At 73.5% G+C, this 17,980-nt stretch carries 18 protein-coding genes; 12 read left to right on the top strand and 6 right to left on the bottom strand.

Annotated features, from left to right (window positions below; genetic code table 11):
- Positions 1-67: 67 nt before the first annotated feature.
- Positions 68-1,489, bottom strand: coding sequence for a Dyp-type peroxidase (locus tag AB0I60_RS24260; protein WP_360733171.1), 1,422 nt, complete (start codon positions 1,487-1,489; stop codon positions 68-70).
- A gap of 285 nt (positions 1,490-1,774) precedes the next feature.
- Positions 1,775-2,812, bottom strand: coding sequence for a serine hydrolase (locus AB0I60_RS24255; protein WP_360733170.1), 1,038 nt, complete (start codon positions 2,810-2,812; stop codon positions 1,775-1,777).
- A 111-nt stretch (positions 2,813-2,923) separates the two neighbouring features.
- Between AB0I60_RS24255 and AB0I60_RS24250 the strand changes: the two genes are divergently transcribed.
- From AB0I60_RS24250 to AB0I60_RS24225, 6 genes are all read left to right on the top strand, one after another.
- Positions 2,924-3,631, top strand: a complete 708-nt coding sequence (locus AB0I60_RS24250; protein ID WP_360733169.1) for an SDR family oxidoreductase — start codon at positions 2,924-2,926, stop codon at positions 3,629-3,631.
- A 171-nt stretch (positions 3,632-3,802) separates the two neighbouring features.
- The gene (locus AB0I60_RS24245; protein ID WP_360733168.1) at positions 3,803-4,669 is read left to right on the top strand and encodes an LLM class flavin-dependent oxidoreductase; all 867 of its coding nucleotides are present in this window, start codon (positions 3,803-3,805) and stop codon (positions 4,667-4,669) included.
- A gap of 127 nt (positions 4,670-4,796) precedes the next feature.
- Positions 4,797-5,579, top strand: a complete 783-nt coding sequence (locus tag AB0I60_RS24240) for a hypothetical protein (RefSeq protein WP_360733167.1) — start codon at positions 4,797-4,799, stop codon at positions 5,577-5,579.
- Between the two features lie 477 nt (positions 5,580-6,056).
- Positions 6,057-7,172, top strand: coding sequence for a glycoside hydrolase family 19 protein (locus tag AB0I60_RS24235; protein WP_360733165.1), 1,116 nt, complete (start codon positions 6,057-6,059; stop codon positions 7,170-7,172).
- Positions 7,173-7,716: 544 nt separating this feature from the next.
- Positions 7,717-8,463 carry a lytic polysaccharide monooxygenase gene (locus AB0I60_RS24230; protein ID WP_360733164.1) on the top strand — a complete coding sequence of 249 codons (747 nt, stop codon included), beginning with the start codon at positions 7,717-7,719 and terminating at the stop codon, positions 8,461-8,463.
- A 130-nt stretch (positions 8,464-8,593) separates the two neighbouring features.
- Complete coding sequence (locus tag AB0I60_RS24225; RefSeq protein ID WP_360733162.1) at positions 8,594-9,172, top strand: DUF305 domain-containing protein; 579 nt, start codon at positions 8,594-8,596, stop codon at positions 9,170-9,172.
- 120 nt (positions 9,173-9,292) lie between these two features.
- Here the strand turns inward: AB0I60_RS24225 and AB0I60_RS24220 are convergent, their stop codons facing one another.
- Both AB0I60_RS24220 and AB0I60_RS24215 read right to left on the bottom strand, forming a co-directional pair.
- Positions 9,293-10,195: an RluA family pseudouridine synthase gene (locus tag AB0I60_RS24220; RefSeq protein WP_360733161.1), complete on the bottom strand. Its 903-nt coding sequence runs from the start codon at positions 10,193-10,195 to the stop codon at positions 9,293-9,295.
- Between the two features lie 79 nt (positions 10,196-10,274).
- Positions 10,275-10,877, bottom strand: a complete 603-nt coding sequence (locus tag AB0I60_RS24215) for a DUF4230 domain-containing protein (RefSeq protein WP_360733159.1) — start codon at positions 10,875-10,877, stop codon at positions 10,275-10,277.
- Positions 10,878-10,996: 119 nt separating this feature from the next.
- Here AB0I60_RS24215 and AB0I60_RS24210 point away from each other — a divergent pair, with 119 nt between their 5' ends.
- Both AB0I60_RS24210 and AB0I60_RS24205 read left to right on the top strand, forming a co-directional pair.
- Entirely contained in the window at positions 10,997-11,599 is a 603-nt protein-coding gene (locus AB0I60_RS24210; RefSeq protein ID WP_360733157.1) for a TetR/AcrR family transcriptional regulator, read from the top strand.
- 68 nt (positions 11,600-11,667) lie between these two features.
- Positions 11,668-12,912 (top strand): MFS transporter, encoded by a 1,245-nt coding sequence (locus AB0I60_RS24205; protein ID WP_360733155.1) that lies wholly within the window; start codon positions 11,668-11,670, stop codon positions 12,910-12,912.
- Here AB0I60_RS24205 and AB0I60_RS24200 read toward each other — a convergent pair.
- On the bottom strand, positions 12,857-13,411 hold the full coding sequence (locus AB0I60_RS24200) for a hypothetical protein (RefSeq protein WP_360733154.1): 555 nt from the start codon (positions 13,409-13,411) through the stop codon (positions 12,857-12,859). The genes AB0I60_RS24205 and AB0I60_RS24200 overlap by 56 nt on opposite strands.
- Before the next feature lie 83 nt (positions 13,412-13,494).
- Entirely contained in the window at positions 13,495-14,175 is a 681-nt protein-coding gene (locus AB0I60_RS24195; RefSeq protein ID WP_360733152.1) for an aspartate/glutamate racemase family protein, read from the bottom strand.
- Between the two features lie 110 nt (positions 14,176-14,285).
- Between AB0I60_RS24195 and AB0I60_RS24190 the strand changes: the two genes are divergently transcribed.
- The 4 genes from AB0I60_RS24190 (at position 14,286) to AB0I60_RS24175 (ending at position 17,971) form a co-directional block, all read left to right on the top strand.
- Positions 14,286-15,923, top strand: a complete 1,638-nt coding sequence (locus AB0I60_RS24190) for an AMP-binding protein (RefSeq protein WP_360733151.1) — start codon at positions 14,286-14,288, stop codon at positions 15,921-15,923.
- Positions 15,924-16,018: 95 nt separating this feature from the next.
- On the top strand, positions 16,019-17,107 hold the full coding sequence (locus AB0I60_RS24185; RefSeq protein ID WP_360733149.1) for a M20 family metallopeptidase: 1,089 nt from the start codon (positions 16,019-16,021) through the stop codon (positions 17,105-17,107).
- 22 nt (positions 17,108-17,129) lie between these two features.
- Complete coding sequence (locus tag AB0I60_RS24180; protein ID WP_360733148.1) at positions 17,130-17,480, top strand: metalloregulator ArsR/SmtB family transcription factor; 351 nt, start codon at positions 17,130-17,132, stop codon at positions 17,478-17,480.
- Positions 17,477-17,971, top strand: a complete 495-nt coding sequence (locus tag AB0I60_RS24175) for an SRPBCC family protein (RefSeq protein ID WP_360733147.1) — start codon at positions 17,477-17,479, stop codon at positions 17,969-17,971. Before AB0I60_RS24180 ends, AB0I60_RS24175 begins: the two co-directional genes overlap by 4 nt.
- The last annotated feature ends 9 nt before the right edge of the window (positions 17,972-17,980 follow it).

The raw sequence follows: 17,980 nt of genomic DNA, 5'->3' as shown, positions 1-17,980 counted from the left end.
GGGGCCGGTCGCATAAAGCGGGGAGGCCGGTCGTGGACGGCGGCCACGGCCGGCCTCCCCCGTGCCCCTAGCGGGGCAACTCCCGGCCCGCCGCCAGCAGGCGGAGCGTGCTGATCGACGGGACGAGGGCGTACAGCGCGCCCGTCGTGCGGACGAACCGCGCGAACGTCAGGGTCGCGGACACGTCGGCGGTCTCGATGCGGGCCTCGCCCGCGCCGCCGATCACCGGGTCCGTGCCGGTGGGGGAGCCGTCCTCGCCCCCGGCGAAGTCGGGGTTGCCCGCCCACACCCGCTGCTGGAACTCGAACTGCTCGCGGATCGACGTGCAGTGCGCCACGAACACCAGGCCCCGCTCGGCGTGCGGCTCCTCCTCGTGCGGCGGGCCGAACGGGATGCCCCGGCGCAGGATGCGGCGCTGCCGGGGGTCGCGGAACGTGAACGACCTCGGGTTGGTCTTGCGGATGTGCGCCGGGCACGGGGTCAGCGCGCCGCGCGGGTCGTTCGCGTAGTCGAAGTCGTTGCGGTCCGGGCCCAGGCCGAACCGGTCGTCGGCCGGCTCGGCCAGCGGGCGGCCGTCCCGGTGCCGGCCGACCAGCAGCGCGCCCACCTCCTCCGGGATGCTGCCGACCTGCGCCGCGTGCTCGTCGAGCGCGCGGTTCCAGCCCGCCACGTCCTGGGTCAGCCGCCGGACGACCTGGATCGACCCGTCGCGCAGCCACCGCGCCGTCCGGCGCCCTCCGCCACCCCGCTCGGTGGCGTAGCCGAACACGAACTCACCCGGGTTGACCAGCAGCGCGCCCGCGTGCCCCAGGCGGTGGCCGGGGCGGTTGCGGTCCTCCTCGTGGAAGTCCCGCACGCCGGGCTGCGAGATGCCGTCCTTGAAGCCGAAGTGCTCGTGCCCGCGCCGCGCGCCCGGCAGCGTCGCGCCGTCGTCCTGGTGGACCTTGACCACGCCGAGCAGGTCGTCGAGCAGGTCCAGCAGGGTGTCCACGGCCCGCAGCCGCTCCTCGGTGTCGGACGCGAGCGTGACCACGGCGTGCACGCGCTGCTCCTCGCGCCCGAACCGCCACTCCTCCGGGTCGTCGCCGGTCACGTCCGCGCGGGCCTCCGCCCCCTGCCACAGCTCGGGGTCGCGGTCGCGGAGGTCCTCCTCGACCGCCTGGGGGTTGATCGCGAGCCTGAGCAGGCCGGCGGGGGTCAGCGACAGGTTCGTCCAGGTCGCGGTGAGCGTGCGCGGGTCCGCGCCGAACATCGCCCGCCCGAGCGAGAACGCCTCGTTGAAGTCCTCGACGTCGGCGGTCACCGAGATGTGCCCCAGCATGGCGGCCAGCCACGTCCGGCCCAGCTTCGCGTCGGTGAAGCGCACGAACCGGAACTGCTGGTGGTCCTTGTTGAACGCCGCCAGGACGTTGCCCTGGATCTCCCGCGAGCCGCGCAGCGGCGGTCGCAGACCACGCCGCTCGGCGTGCAGGTGCAGCAGCTCGGACATATCCGAGACCCCGTTCCCCCGAATGTTCCCGTACTGACAAGACGACGCGGAGTCCCCGGGGATACACGGCACGTGGTGACCGTTCGGGGGCTTGGACCGTCCGGCGCATCGGCCCACCACGGCCCCGCTCCGCCCGGCCGGGCGGTCGGTGCTGGTAGCGGGCCCTGTCGAGGCTAGGGGACGGGGCGTCGGGTCGACGGGGGAGTGATTCGGGTTTCACCCGGTCGGACCCCACGGGGGCACGCCGTTCGGCGGCTCGTGGGGTCCGACCGACTCGTGCCCGGGTCAGTCGCCCTTGTACGGGCGGTACGGCCGCGCTTCGTAGGCGCGGGGCCGGGCGGTGGTGATGCGCAGGACCGAGTCGTACAGGGTGCGGCCCAAAGCGGCTCGCGCCCGCAGTGCCGGGTGGGTGGCGCTGTAGTTGTCGGCGTTCGCGGCCTGGTCGCCCGCGAACCGGCCGGACGCGAACAGCGCGTACGTGATCACCGGCTTGCCGGTCGGGTCGAACACGATCCCGGCTTCGTTGCGCCAGTCCTCGAACCAGCCGGCCTTGGTCGCCACGTTGAGCCGCTCGGCCGACGACAGGTCGAGCCGGACGCCGTCGGTGAACGACGTCAGCGACCGCAGGACGGTCAGCAGGTGCGTGGTCGACGCCTCCGACAGCAGTTCGCCCTTCACCAGCTTCTGCAGCAGGGTGACCGTCTCGCGCGGGGTGGTGGTGCCGAGGTAGAAGCGGTTCGGGTTGGCCACCGGCACGACCTGGGTGTGCGTGAAGCCCTTGTCGCGCAGGATCTGGTTCAGCTCCAGCGCCGGGCAGACCAGGCCCGAGAGCCGGACCGCCGTGTTGTCCGAGACGGTGAGCAGCGCGGCCAGCGCGTGCCCCACGGTGACCGACGACGGGTACGCGCCGTCGAGCCCGAAGATCCCGTCGGTGTCCCGGATGACGATCGCCTCGGTGACCTCGACGCGCTGGTCGAGCGTGATCAGGCCCCGGTCGACCTTGTCGAGCACGGCGACCGCCACCGCGACCTTGTTGACGCTCTGCGCCTCGACCACCCGGTCGGCCTGCTCCTCGACGGCCGCCTGCACCGCCCCGTCCGGGTTCGCCACGCCGATGAAGGACGACCACGTGCCGCCCGCCCGCCGGGTCTCCCGCTGGTACTTGCGCGCGACCTTGCGCCGCGCCAGGTCCGCCGTCGTCGGGATCAGGGCCTCCCACTCCGCGTCGCCCTCCTGCGCCTGGGCGGTGCCCGAGCCGCCGAGCACGGCACCCGCCGCTGCGGCGGAGCCCAGCCCCAGTGCGAACCTCCGGTTGACGTTCATGCGCCCCCAATCAGATGGATGTCCGTCCGCCTGTACGCCGCAGCCGGTCATCCGGTTGCACCTGACCGGTGTAGCGCGGTGCGCTGATCCAACCAGCAGTAGCCTGCCGACATGGGCGAAGGGGTATTCCTCATCACGGGCGCGTCGCGCGGCATCGGCCTGGCCACCGCGCGGCTCGCCGCCGAGGCCGGGTACCGGCTGGTGCTGACCGCGCGGGACGTCGACAAGCTCACCGGGGTGGCCGCCGAGCTGGGCGGGCCGGACCGGGTGTGGGCGGCGTCCTGCGACGTGCGGGCGTGGGAGCAGCTCGCCGCGCTGGTCGGCCGGGTCGAGGAGGAGTGGGGCCGGCTGGACGTGGCGTTCGCCAACGCGGGCTCCAGCGTGGTGACCTCCTTCACGTCGTCGCGCGGTGCGCCGCCGGCGGAGTGGAGCGACATGGTGCTGACCAACGTGTGCGGTCCGGCGTTCACCGCGCGCGCCGCGCTGCCCGCGCTGATCCGCTCCGGCGGCCACCTGGTGCTGACCGGTTCGGCGGCCGGGCGCGGGGTGCGGCCGGGCAACCTGTACGCGGCCACCAAGTGGGCGGTCACCGGGTTGTCGCAGGCGATCCGCGCGGAGTGCGTCGGCACGGGCGTGCGGGTCACCCTGGTGCAGCCGGGCCTCACCGACACCGGCGGCATCCCGGCGTCGCGGCGGGCGGACCCGAAGCTCGCGCCCGAGGACGTCGCGCGGGCCGTGCTGTACGCCGTCTCGCAACCGTCCACTGTGGACGTCAACGAGATCCTGGTGCGCCCGGTCGGCCAGGACGCCTACCGCTGAGCGGGCGCACTTGACCTCGACCAAGGTCGAGGTACCAGGCTGGTCGCAGGACGTTCGGCGAGCAGCGGAGGACGACGTGCGCGTGGTGCTGTTGGCGGTTTCCGACGGGGGACGTGGTGCGACCGGCGCCCCGGCCGGGTGCGGGGCGGGCACGCCGTCGGGGGTGCGGTGATGGACGTCGGCATCACGCTGCCGGGGTTCGGGCAGGACCACCTCGCCCACGCCCGGCACGCCGAGGACCTCGGGCTGGAGTCGCTGTGGCACGGCGACCACCTGATCCCGATGAACCCCTTCCTGGACAGCACCCTCGTGCTGGCCTCGGTCGCCGCCGCCACCAGCCGGATCAAGCTCGGCTTCGGCGTGATGGTGGTGGCGCTGCGCCCGCCGGCGTGGACCGCCAAGCAGGTCGCCACCCTGCAACACCTCTCCGGGGACCGGGTGCTGCTGGGCGTCGGCAGCGGCGGCGACGCGCACGGCGAGGCCGCGTGGCGGGCGGTGGACGTCCCGTTCGCGCAGCGCGGCAAGCGCACCGACGCCGCGCTCGACGTGCTGCCCGGCCTGGTCCGGGGCACTCCCGTCGCGCTGCACGGCGCGCAGGTCGTGCTCTCGCCCGGTGCGACCATGCCGCCGCTGCTGGTCGGTGGCGGCGGCACGGCCGCGCTGCGCCGGGCGGCCAGGTACGGAGACCACTGGTACCCGGCGTTCGTGCCGGGTGCCGCCATCGCGGCCGGCGTCGCGCGGCTGACCGCGCTGGCCGAGGAGTTCGGCCGGCCCCGGCCGGGCGTGACCGTCGGGGTGGGGGTGGCGCTGGGCGACGTGCCCGCGTCCGCGGTCGACCGGCGGGTCAAGGGCATGACGGACTACGGCGTGCCGGAGGAGGCCGCCCGCGAGGTGATCGTCACCGGCACGCCCGCGCAGGCCGCCGAGAGGTTCGCCGCGCTGGCCGAGGCGGGCGCGGACCGGATCGTGGCCATGCCGTTCACCGAGGACCGGTTCCGCCAGGCCGAGTTGGTCGCGGCGGCGGCTGCGGCCGGATGATCGGAAGACCGGTGCGGGCCGGCGGGCGCGCACGGCGTGACCACTGAGCGTGGTGCGCCGGCTGCGCGCCGCTGATTCACCCGGACGGCCCGATCAGCCGGTGCCCGATCGGGACGACGGTGTGTGAGTGCCGCGAACCCGCACCACGCGAACACGCCGGAACAGCATCGCCGCCGCGCTCGTGGTCACCGGGGCGCTCGGGACGTTCTGCGCGCTGACCGCTCTGCTCGCACCCGGGACGCCGACCGCCGACGCCGAGGCGGTGGCGGACCGGGTGCTGGGCACCGCCCGCCGGTCGGACGACCCGGCGGCCATCGCCCAGCGAGTGGCCGACGCCCTGCCCGCCGGGTCGCGGGCGGTGGTCGTCCGGCCCGCGCGCGCCAACGAGCCGTCCTCGCGCACCGGCACGCCCGAGGTGGCCGTGCTGGTGGGGGAGGCGGACCTGGCGGCGGCGTCGCTGCTGGTGTCCAACGGCGGCGTGGTCGGCGCGCACGCCACGCCGGACGGCTGGTGGGCGGCGGTCGCCGTGCCCGCGACGGTCCGCCCGCCGGTCGGCGCGGCGCTCGGGCTGGTGGTGGGCGCGGCGCTGCTGGGCGCGGCGGCGGCCGAGCTGCCCCGGCCGCGACCGGGCGCGCGGGACCGGGACGTGCTGGCGCGCGGCCTGTCCGCGCTGGCCGCCGACGTGCCGGGGCTGGCGCGCGAGGCGGACCACCTGCTGGTGGCGGCGGGCCTGCGCCGGCTGGTGCCGGACGGGAGGTCCGTCGACCGGCTCCGGCACCACGTCGTGGGCACGGAGCGGACGCGCGACGGCGACCTGGTGGACACCGTGGCCCGCACCGTCCGGCCGGGGTACGCGGACGGCACGCGGACCGTGGTGCGCCCGCGCGTGGTGGCGTACGTGCGGGACTGAGCCTGCCCGCCGGACCGCCTCCCAGAAGGCCCTGGCCCCCGCAGCGCACCCGCCGCCCGCGATCGGCGCGAGCCGCCGACCCGGCGCGAGCCGCCCCTGCCCCCGCCCGGCCGCTGGCACGCCCCGCCCGGCCCTTGCCCGCCCGGCCGCTGCCCCGCTCGGCCGCTGGCCCACGCGGCCCGGCTGGCCCCAGCCCGCCCGTTCCGGCGCGGCCGGCCCGGCGCGGCCCGCCTGCGCGCCCGGCCCCGCCCGCGCGGCCCCGGCCCGCTCCGGTTCGCTCCGCCCGGTCCGGTCCGGTGAGCGACCGCTTGGTCGCCGGCCGGGTCCGTGCTCGCGCCGCAGCTCACGCGGCTGTTCGCCGCCTTCTCCCCGGGAAGTCGGGCGCGTGCCAGGGGCAGTTCACCCTTGACTGGTATAGACCAATCTGGTTGCGTGTGCCAGGTCACGTCCGAGGGCGCTCGAACGGGAGAAGAACACGTGTCGAAAATCCGCGTAGTGGCGGCCATCGCCACCATCGTGGTCGGGGCGGCACTGACCGTCGCGGTGGCCACGACCACGGCCACCGCCGCCGCCTGTGCGACCGCGTGGAGCGCGTCCACCGTCTACACCGGCGGCCAGACCGCTTCGCACAACGGCCGGAACTGGTCGGCCAAGTGGTGGACCCAGAACGAGTCGCCGGGCTCGGCGTCGGTCTGGGCCGACCAGGGGAGCTGCGGCGGGACGACCACTCCGCCTTCGACGTCCACGACGTCCACGACGCCGCCCGCCTCCTGCAACCACCCGGCGTGGGTGCAGGGCCAGTTCTACGCCGCCGGCAGCGTCGTGCGGTACACCGACGGCAAGTACTACGTCGCGGAGCACGACAACCCGGGCTACGACCCGGTCGTCTCCACCTGGTACTGGGACCCGTACACCAAGTGCGGCACGACCACGCCGCCGACCTCGACCACGACGTCCACCCCGCCCCTCCCGGGCAGTTTCGTGGTGACCGAGGCGCAGTTCAACCAGATGTTCCCGAGCCGGAACCCCTTCTACACCTACAACGGCCTCACCGCAGCCCTGAAGGCGTACCCCGGGTTCGCCAACACCGGCAGCGACACGGTGAAGCGGCAGGAGGCGGCGGCGTTCCTCGCCAACGTCAACCACGAGACCGGCGGCCTGGTGCACATCGTGGAGCAGAACCAGGCCAACTACCCGCACTACTGCGACACCAGCCAGCCGTACGGCTGCCCGGCGGGTCAGGCGGCGTACTACGGTCGCGGCCCCATCCAGCTCAGTTGGAACTTCAACTACAAGGCGGCGGGTGACGCGCTGGGGCTGCCGCTGCTGACCAACCCGTCGCTGGTGCAGACCGACGCGTCGGTCGCCTGGCAGACCGGCCTCTGGTACTGGAACACCCAGAACGGGCCGGGCACGATGACCCCGCACAACGCGATGGTCAACGGCCACGGGTTCGGCCAGACGATCCGCAGCATCAACGGTTCCCTGGAGTGCGACGGCCGCAACCCGGCGCAGGTCCAGAGCCGCGTCAACGCCTACCAGCGGTTCACCGGCATCCTGGGCGTCCAGCCGGGCAACAACCTGTCCTGCTGAGCGCGGTCCGGGACGGGGCCGCCGCACCGCGCGGCCCCGCTCCCGGCCCCGGGTCCCGGAGCCCGGTCCCGGGTGTCCGGTCCCGGTTCGCGTGGGGCGGACCGTCGGCGGCGTCCGGTGCGTCCTCCATGGTGAACGCCGGTCCGCGTCCGGCGCACCGATTTTGGTCTGTTCGGCCGAGCGCAGGACGGCCGAAAGGTTGTCTAATGCTTCCTCGTGGTCCGCAGAGCCGTTCCCGGTCCGCCCCGGCGCACAGTACAACTCGTGCGAAATCGAGGGTTGGACGTGCGCGGCAGCGGGTACCACCGCGTGCGCGGTGGCCACGTGCCGGGTCGTGATGTCGTTGGCACACCAGGGCTTACGGGCCACTGGACCAGTCGGTTCAGGTCCTTGACCCGGTTGACGTTCACGATTATGGTCTAGACCACATCGCCGAGTAGTGGCTCACCTGCGGGCCGTTACCCGGTGTTCTTCCGGCCGCCGCGGATGTGTGAACCCTGCCCTGGAAGCCCCTCGGGGTTTCCTCCGAAGGAGCTGGACTTAAATGAGCCTGAAACGGAAGCTCGCGGCGGTGCTCGCCGGCGTGGGCATCGCCCCGTTCATCGTCGTGGTGTCAGCGGGCACCGCCAGCGCGCACGGCTACATCTCCTCGCCGCCCAGCCGCCAGGCGATGTGCGCGCAGGGCCGTGTGTCGAACTGCGGCAACGTGGTTTACGAGCCCCAGAGCGTGGAAGGCCCCAAGGGCCAGCAGAACTGCCACGCCGGTGACAGCCGGTGGGCGCCCCTGAGCGACGACAGCAAGGCGTGGCCCGCCACGACGGTCGGCAACAACGCGACCTTCACGTGGACGATCACGGCCCGGCACGCCACCACCACGTGGCAGTACTTCATCGGCGGCAGCAAGGTCGCCGAGGTCAACGACGGCGGGCGCCAGCCGGGGTCGACCGTCACGCACAACGTGAACCTGGGCGGCCGGACCGGCCGCATCAAGATGCTGGCGGTGTGGAACATCGCGGACACCCCGATGGCGTTCTACTCCTGCGTCGACCTCCAGGTCGGCCCCGGTGGGCCCGGCACGACCAACCCCACCACCACGACGACCACCACCCGCCCGTCCACGCCGACCACGACCACGACCCCGCCCGCAGGCGGCACGTGGGCGACCGGCGTCTCCTACGCGGTGGGCGCGCAGGTGACCTACGGCGGTTCGTCCTACCGCTGCATCCAGTCGCACACCTCGCTGACCGGGTGGGAGCCGCCGAACACCGCCTCCCTCTGGCAGCGGCTCTAGCGCTCTGGGAAGCCCGTCCGCGCCACCCTGTCCGGGCGCGGGCGGGCCTCCTGGTACCGCCGCCCCGGCACCGGGCGCCCGGGTCCCGGAGTCCGGTGCCGAAGATCCAGTGCTGACAAGGAGGACGACCTTGCGACGCCTCACAACCGCGCTGGCCGGCCTGCTGCTGGTGGCCGGGTGCGGCCTCGGCGGCACCGACCAGGTGTCCGCGCCCACCGGGCCGGTCCCCACCGTGGTGGAGACCAACGAGTTCAACCCGGTCGACGTGATGTTCCTGCAGATGGCCGTACCGCACCACCGCACCGGCCTGGAGCTGGTGAAGACCGTGCACGACAAGCCCGTGCGCGCGGACGTGAAGACCCTCGCCTCGGCGATCGAGGTCACCCAGCTGTCCGAAGTGGACTCGATGCTGAAGTGGCTGCACGACTGGAACCAGCCGGAGTCCGCCGGTGACAACCCGCAGCTGCACGAGGGCCACGGTGGCGACCACTCGACCAGCCCGGAGTCGATCGCGGCGCTGGACACGACGCCGTCGGGCGAGTACGAGAAGGCGTTCCTGAACCTGCTGATCGCCCACCAGCACAACGCGGTCGAGATGGCCAAGATGGAGCGGGAAGGCGGGGTGAACCCGCAGGCGAAGGCCCTGGCGGAGCGCATCTTCCAGTCCCGCACCGGCCAGATCTCGCAGATGCTCGGCTACCTGGAGTAGGACGCGCCGGGTGGACCGCCTCCGGCCGTGGCAGGTGCTGCGGCCGGGTATCGGCCTGCCCGGCCCGCTCTTCGAGCTGCCCGCCCGCGTTCCCGGGGGTGCCTGCGACCGGCGTCGGGACTACAGCTCCAGCCGCAGCCGGCTGGTGAACCGCCGCTCGGCACCGGTCACCGGGTCGGTGAACGACAGCTCCTTCGCCAGCAACTGCAACGGGTTCGTGAAGTCGTCCAGCGGTTTGTCGCGCAGCACCGGGTAGAAGTCGTCGTGGCGGATCGGCACGCCCAGGCCCGCCAGGTGCAGCCGCAACTGGTGCGTGCGCCCGGTCGCGGGCGTGAGCCGGTAGCGGCCCCACCCGTCGCGGTGCTCCAGCAGTTCCACGAGGGTTTCCGCGTTCGGCGGGCCGTCGACCTCCTGCGCGGTGATGACGCCCTTCACCTTCACGATCCGGCTGCGCACCACGCGCGGCAGCTCCAGTTCCGGGTCGTGCCGGGCGATGGCCTCGTACTCCTTGTGCACCAGGCGATCGCGGAACAGCGTCTGGTAGCGGCCCCGCAGCCTCGGGTCCACCACGAACATCACCAGGCCGGCGGTCACCCGGTCCAGCCGGTGCGCCGGGACCAGGTCCGGCAGGCCCAGCTCCTGGCGCAGCCGGACCAGCGCCGTCTGCACGACGTGGCTGCCGCGCGGGATCGTGGCCAGGAAGTGCGGCTTGTCCACGACCAGCAGCGCGTCGTCGCGGTGCACGACGCCGATGTCGAACGGGACCGGGACCTCGTCGGGCAGGTCCCGGTGGAACCACACCGAGGTGCCCGGCGCGAACGGCGCGTCCGGCGCGACCGGCCCGGCCAGGTCGTGGACGTGCCCCCCGGCCAGCAGCGCGTCGATCCGCTCGGGCGCGACCCGGGGCAGCCGGGCCACCAGGTGGTCGCGGATGGTCGTCCACGGCCCCTCGTCGGGCAGCCGCAGGCGCGCGGGGTCGAGGCCGTGGCGCTGCGGCAGCGCCGACCGGAGCTTGCGTCTCATCAGGCGGTGAGCCTACGCCGACGCCCGGTGGGGCGGCTCGTGCCGCTGAACGGCCGCATCGGTGGTACCGCGTCGGCGGTCAGTCGGAGTCGGCGTACCGGACCTGGTAGCCGAGACCGCCGAGCATCCCGGTGAGCATCCGGCGGGTGCTCTCCCGGGCGCGGTCGGCCAGGCCGGAGTCCCGGGCCGCGTCGGAGATCTTCTGCTCGGCTGCCACGTAGAACGGCTGCTGGTCGGGGGTGTCGACGAGCGAGGCCAGCCGGTCGATCAGGCCGCGCTCCTGGGCGAACACGTAGCACCGGTCCTGGTGCAGGTTCGGCTTGTCGAGCACCGGCTGGGGCAGGTCGACCTCGACCGACTTGCCGTCGGCCGAGACCTTGAGCGCGCCCTCGGCGAGGTCCTTGAACTCGACGTAGGCGTTCACCGACCCGGCCGCCACGAACAGCGTGCGCTGCCCGGCGAGCGCGCTGGGCACGAACTGGACGTCCCGTTCGATGTCCAGCACCACCTGGTACTCCCCGACTGCGGCGTGGAACTGGCTGAGGTCCCGCAGCGACTGGAGGACCGCAGGCCGGCTGCGGTCGATGGTCTCCGTGCCGAACCGGGGAACCACGAGGAACGCCGCGACCAGAGCCGCGACCGCCAGCACGCCCGCCACCGCCACCGCGATCCGCCACCTCATGCCCGTGGAGTACCCATCCCGACCGCCGGGGGAACTGGTACGGGTGGCGTACTGCCTTGCTCCGCCCACCCCGGGCGTGCTTTTTGACAATGAAGTCAAGAACTGGTTAGGGTACCGCCATGGGCAGGCCACGGGCGTTCGACGAGACGGCGGTGCTCGACGCGGTGGCGGCGGAGTTCCGGGTGCACGGGTTCGCCGACACCTCGACCGAGCAGCTGTGCGAGGCGGCCGGCGTGCTGCGCGGCAGCCTGTACAACGCCTTCACCTCCAAGAACGAGTTGTTCGTCCGGGCGCTGGAGCACTACGCCGCGAAGTTCCGCGACCTCCAGGCCGCCGTCCTGACCGACGTCGGGCGCACCGGCGGTGAGCGGCTGCGGGCGGTGATGGACGTGATCCTCCAAGAGGAGCACGACGCCCGGGAGCGGGGCCACGGGGCCGGGTGCATGGTGGTGCACTCCATGATGACCACGGACCTGCGCGACCGCGACGACCGCATCGCCCGCATCCTGGACAGGGACCTGCGGGACCGCCTGGGCCTGCTCGAAACGGCGATCCGCGCCGGCCAGGTCGACGGCAGCGTCCCCTCCGGCGTCGACCCCGGCGAGGGCGCGCTGCTGTTCGTGACCGTCGTGAATGGCCTGCGCGTGATGGGCCAGGCCGGCGTGACCCCGGACGCGTTGCGCCGGACTGCCCTGGCCGGCCTCGCCGCCTTGCTCGTCTGACCGGCACCGGCCCGTGCCGGGTCTTCTGCTGCGCCAGTTTTTGATTCTCATGTCAAGAAAGGTTGCCGATGCCGCCCCGCGAGTCCGTCCCCCGACCCGTGTACCTGCTGATGCTCGGCATCTTCGCGATGGTCTGCGGCGAACTGGTCGTCAGCGGTCTCATGCCGCAGATGGCCCGGGACCTCGACGCCACCATCCCGCAGGTCGGGTACCTCGTCACCGCCTTCGCCCTGGCGATGGCGCTCGGCGGCCCGCCCCTGACCCTCGGCGTGCGGCGCCTGCGGACAGATCACGCCCTGCTCGTCCTGTTCGCCGTCTTCTTCACCGGCAACGCCCTTGCGGCGCTGTCGACCTCCTACGGCACCATGCTCGTCGGACGGGTCGTCACCGGCGCGGCCTCCGGCGCGTTCTTCGGCGTCGCGCTGTCCGCCGTCGCCCGGATCACCCCACCCGCGCTGCGCGGCCGGGCCACCGGCCTCGCCCTGCAGGGCCTCATGCTCGGCACCGCGCTCGGCCTGCCGCTGTCCACGCTGGTCGGCGGGCAGTTCGGCTGGCGGGCGCCCTTCATCGGGATCGCCGTCCTGGTCGTGCTCATCGCCGCCGCCACCCCGGTCCTGCTGCCCCGCCTCGACCCCGACGGCACCGGCAGTCCGCGCGCCGAGGCAGCGGCGTTCCGCAACCCCCGGCTGTGGACGACCATGGCGACCTCGACCCTGGTCATCGGCACCACCTTCGCCGCGTTCTCCTACTTCGCGCCGATCCTGACCGAGGTCACCGGCCTGCCCGAGCAGGCCGTCCCGCTGCTGCTGCTCGGGTACGGGGCGGCGACGGTCGTCGGCACCACCGCCGTCGGCCGCCTCGCCCAGTCCCGCACGATCACCGTCATCGTCACCGGCCTGCTGCTGAACACGGCCTTCCTCGTCGGCTTCGCCCTGTTCGCCGACGTGCCCGCCGTGGCGGTCGCCGCGATGGCCGGCACCGGCCTGGTGGGGATCACGCTCAACCCGGCCATGATCACCCGCGTCCAGCGGGCCGGCGGCACCGGCTCCCTCGTCCAGACCGCGCACTCCTCCTTCATCACCCTCGGCGTGGTGATCGGCTCCTGGGCGGGCGGCCTCGGCATCAACGCCCACGGGCTGCGCGCCCCGCTCTGGGTGGGTGCCGGCCTGGCCGTGCTCGCGCTGGCCGCGATGGTCCCCGCCACCCGGGCCGCCCGAAAGCCGTCCGGGGTCCGGGAACCGCCGGGGGAGGGGGCGCTCAGTCCTCTTCCCGCTCCTCCTCCTTGCCCTCACCGCGCTTGCGCAGGAACGTGAACCCCGGGATGCCCAGGATCGCCTGCCGCACGTCGTTGGTGACTTCCAGCAACTGGTGGATGTCCGGCCCCACCTTGTCCAGAGTGGACATGATCGGCAGGACGTCCTCGATCAGGTGCCTGGTGAGCACCGGGAGCTGGTCGACCAGCTCGATCGCGGCGTCGACCTCGTGCGGCGACAGCTCCTCGACGAACCGCTGCGCCAGCGGGTGCGCGCGGGTGGCGAGCGGCGCGTAGGAGTCCACCAGCTCGCGGGACGTGCGGGCGGTGCGGGCGGCGTCGTCCGTCACCGCCTCCGCGACGGCGGTCACCGCAGCCGCGCGGTCGACCAGGTGCTCCGTCTTGTCCAGCACCCGCTCGGTGCGGGCGACCAGGGTGTCGGCGCGGCGCACCACGTCCTCCGCGGCGGCCAGCAGGCCGAGCACCCGGCCGGGGACGGAGAGGGCGGTTTCGGCGGTCGTCCGGGCCAGGCCGAAGATCCCGCGCGGTGTCAGGTCCATGCCCTCCACTCTGCCGCACGGCGGGGCCCCGGGCCGCCCGAGCGGCCCGACCCCGCGCCGCCACCGGGTCGCGGGCCCGGCGGTCAGGCGAGCGCGAGCTCCACGGCCTCCTCCACGTGGCTGCGCGTCGAGTCGACCAGCGGCACGGCGCAGTCGGTCTGGTCGACCAGGAGCGTGATCTCCGTGCAGCCCAGGACGACCGCCTCCGCGCCGCGCGCCACCAGCCGCGCCATCACGTCCCGGTACGCCGCCCGGGACGGCTCGGAAACGGTGTTGCGGGTCAGCTCGTCGTAGATCACGTCGTGCACCAGGGTGCGGTCGGGCTCGTCGGGCACCACGAGTTCGACGCCGTGGGCGGCCATCCGGTCGCGGTAGAAGTCCTGCTCCATGGTGAAGCGGGTGCCGAGCAGCCCGACCTTCCGGCCGGGCAGCCGGGTCGCGGTCGCGTCCACGATGTGCACGAACGGCACCCCGACCGCGCCGGCCACGGCGTCGGCCACCTTGTGCATGGTGTTGGTGCACAACAAGACCAGCTCCGCGCCCGCGCCCTCCAGCGTCCGCGCCGCGCCGGCCAGTTGCGCGCCGGCCTCCTCCCACCGGCCGTGCCGCTGCGCCTGCTCGATCTCCGCGAAGTCGACGGTGACCAGCACGCTGGGCGCGCAGTGGTGCCCGCCCAGCCGGCGGCGGGTCTCCTCGTTGAGCAGCCGGTAGTACTCGGCCGACGACTCCCAGCTCATGCCGCCGATCAGCCCGATGGTGCGCATCCCGCCACTCTGACCGGCACGCCCCGTCCCGGGCAACCCGCTTCCGACCACCGGGCACCGCCTCCCGCGTGGAGAGGTCGCAGGGCCGCCACCTGCGGTACGTTGCCGTGATGGCGGAGTTGAGCTACTCCTCGGGCACCTCGGAGGTGCCGCTGCTCGGCGACACCATCGCGGCGAACCTCGACCGCGCCGTCGAGGCGCACGGCGCGCGGGAGGCGCTCGTCGAGTGCGCCACCGGCCGCCGTTGGACCTACCGCGAGCTGGTCGCCGAGGTGGACTCGGTCGCAGCCGGGCTGTGGGCGTCGGGGATCCGGCCCGGCGACCGGGTCGGCATCTGGGCGCCCAACCGGGCCGAGTGGGTGATCACCCAGTACGCCACCGCGCGGATCGGCGCGATCCTGGTGACCGTCAACCCCTCCTACCGCGTGCACGAGCTGGAGTACGTGCTCGTCCAGGCCGGCGTGCGCACCCTGGTGGCCGCCACCTCCTTCAAGACCTCCGACTACGCCGGGATGGTCGAACAGGTCCGGCCGCGCTGCCCCGGCCTGCGCCAGGTCGTGCTGCTGGACGGCCCCCAGTGGGACGAACTGCACTGGGACGAGCGGCACTCGGGCGACCTGCCGGAGTGGCCGGAGCTGTCCGCCGACGACCCGATCAACATCCAGTACACGTCCGGCACCACCGGGTTCCCCAAGGGCGCGACCCTGTCGCACCACAACATCCTCAACAACGGATTCTTCGTCGGCGAGCTGTGCGGTTACACCGCAGAAGACCGGATCTGCCTCCCGGTCCCGTTCTACCACTGCTTCGGCATGGTGATGGGCAACCTGGCGGCCATCTCGCACGGTGCGTGCGTGGTGATCCCCGCGCCCGCGTTCGACCCCTCCGCGACCCTGGAAGCCGTCGCAGCCGAGAAGTGCACCTCGCTCTACGGCGTGCCGACGATGTTCATCGCCGAACTCGCCGACCCCGCGTTCGACACCTGCGACCTGTCGTCGCTGCGCACCGGGATCATGGCAGGCTCGCCGTGCCCGGTTGAGGTGATGCGGCAGGTGGTGGAGCGCATGGGGATGCGCGAGGTCTCCATCTGCTACGGCATGACCGAGACGTCCCCGGTCTCCACGCAGACCCGCCGCGACGACCCGCTGGAGCGCCGGGTGTCCACGGTCGGCCGCGTCGGGCCGCACCTGGAGGTCAAGGTGGTCGACCCGGAGCACGGCCGGACCGTGCCGCGCGGCACGCCGGGCGAGCTGTGCACGCGCGGGTACTCGGTGATGCTGGGCTACTGGGAGCAGCCGGACAAGACCGCCGAGGCGGTCGACCCGGCGCGCTGGATGCACACCGGCGACCTGGCCGTCATGGACGACGACGGGTACCTGAACATCACCGGGCGGATCAAGGACGTGGTGATCCGGGGCGGCGAGAACCTGTACCCGCGCGAGGTCGAGGAGTTCCTGTTCACCCACCCGGACGTGCTAGACGCGCAGGTGATCGGCGTGCCGGACGCCCGCTACGGCGAGGAGCTCATGGCGTGGGTGCGGCTGCGGCCCGGCGCGGCCGGGCTCACCGCCGACGCGGTCCGGGAGTTCTGCGAGGGCAGGCTGGCCCGCCAGAAGATCCCCCGGTACGTGCACGTCGTCGACGACTTCCCGATGACGGTGACCGGCAAGGTCCGCAAGGTCGAGATGCGCCGGCAGGCCGTGGAGATCCTCGGCCTGGCCGACGCGGACGCGGTGGAGCACGCCTGACGGACCTCCGGGCCGCCCGCGCGCAATGGGGTGGAAGCGGTGCGGCGCGCACTGGAGGAGCGGCTGCGGCAGGGGCGCTGCGGCACGATGGGGCGGTGGACCTGGACGAGTTCCTGACCCTGGCGGACGGCCTGCTGCGCATCCCCTCGACCGCCGACCGGCCGGCCGAGCTGGCAAAGGCCCTCGAGCACGTGCTGGCCGTCGTCGGGCCGGGGGTGACCACCGAGCGGTTCGAGTCGGGTGGGAAGCCCAGCGCCCTGGTGTACCGGGGTGCGCGCCGCCCGGAGTTCCGGGTGCTGCTCAACGCGCACCTCGACGTCGTGCCGGGCACGCCGGAGCAGTTCGAGCCGCGGCGGGAGGGGTCGCGGCTGTACGCGCGCGGCGCGCAGGACATGAAGCTGTCCGCGCTGGTGCTGGCGCTGGTCTTCCGGGACGTGCCGACGTCGTTCCCGCTGGGGCTGCAACTGGTCACCGACGAGGAGGTCGGCGGGCGCGACGGCACGGGGCACCAGCTCGACCAGGGCGTCGCGGCCCGGTTCGCGGTGATCGGCGAGCACAGCGCGCTGCGCCTGGTCACCGAGTCCAAGGGCCTGGTCGACGCCCGGGTGGACGCGACGGGGCTGGCCGCGCACAGCGCGTACCCGTGGCTGGGGGACAACGCGCTGGTGCGGCTGCTCCGGGCGGTGGACGCGCTGCTCGACGCCTACCCCGTGCCCACGTCCGAGCAGTGGCGGACCACGGTCAACGTGGCCCGCGTCGAGACGTCGAACGCGGCGCTGAACCAGGTGCCGGCGGACGCGTCGGCGTGGCTGGACATCCGGTTCCCGGCCGAGGACGCCGACTTCGCGGGGCGGGACGCGGACGAGGTCGCGCGGCACCTGTCGGCGCTGTGCGGGCTGCCGGTGGAGGTGGGTGCCTGCGAACCGCCGCACCGGGCGGACCCGGACGGCCCGGACGTGCTGGCGCTGCGGGCGGCGGCCCGCGCGCAGGGGTACTCGGGGGACCTGCTGCGCAAGCACGGCGCGGCCGACTCGCGGTACTTCCACCAGCGCGGGGTCGACGCGGTGATCTTCGGCGTGGGCGGGGACGGGCAGCACGGGCCGGACGAGCACGCGGACCTGGACACCGTGCTGCCGTACTACCGGGCGTTGAGGGACTACCTCCGGTCGTTGCCAGACGCGTAACGCATCGGTTACGCTTCTGCTCGTGGACGAGGTGGCGGGCGCGATCGCGGACCCGGTGCGGCGCGAGATCCTGGTGCTGCTGCGGGATTCCCGGCTGTCGGCCGGCGAGATCGCCGGCCGGTTCGAGATCAGCCGCCCCGCCGTGAGCCGGCACCTGCGGGTGCTGCGGGAGTGCGGCCTGGTGCGGGACGAGGTGGTCGGCAGGCAGCGGTTCTACCTGCTCGACCCGGCCCCGCTGGCGGACCTGGCCGGCTGGCTGGGCGCGCTGCTGCGGCCCTCGGGCTGGGAGCACCACCTCGACGCCCTGGAAACCGAGGTCCACCGGACGCGCCGCGAGCGCCGCGCGGACCGGCGAGAGGAGAACACCGCATGACCAGTCCCCCCACCGGCCGGTTGTTCCGCGTCGGCGACAAGCACGACCTGGTCCTCACCCGCACGTTCCGCGCGCACGCCGAGGACGTCTGGGCCAGCGTCACCGAGCCCGAGCGCACCGCCCGCTGGTTCGGCCCGTGGGAGGGCGAAGGCGCTCCCGGCCGCACCATCAAGGTCCAGATGGCCTTCGAGGAGCAGCAGCCGTGGATGGAGGCGCGCATCGACGCGTGCGAGCCGCCGATGCGGCTGGCCGTCTCCACCTCCGACGTCAACGGCGTCTGGCGGCTGGAGTTCCTGCTGTCCGAAGTGGACGGTGTGACCGAGCTGAAGCTCGTGCACCACCTGGACGGCACCGACGGCATCGGCGAGATCGGACCGGGGTGGGAGTTCTACCTCGACATGCTGGTCGCCGCCCGCGCGGGCACCCCGCTGCCGGAGTTCGACTCCTACTACCCGTCGATGAAGGCCCACTTCGACGGACTGGCCGGGTAGTGCACGAGC

Origin of the sequence: Actinosynnema sp. NPDC050436 (genome assembly GCF_040655415.1) — a bacterium.
Classification (GTDB): domain Bacteria; phylum Actinomycetota; class Actinomycetes; order Mycobacteriales; family Pseudonocardiaceae; genus Actinosynnema.
The sequence above is the reverse complement of the archived record's forward strand: the minus strand, read 5'-3'. Positions and strand labels throughout refer to the sequence as shown.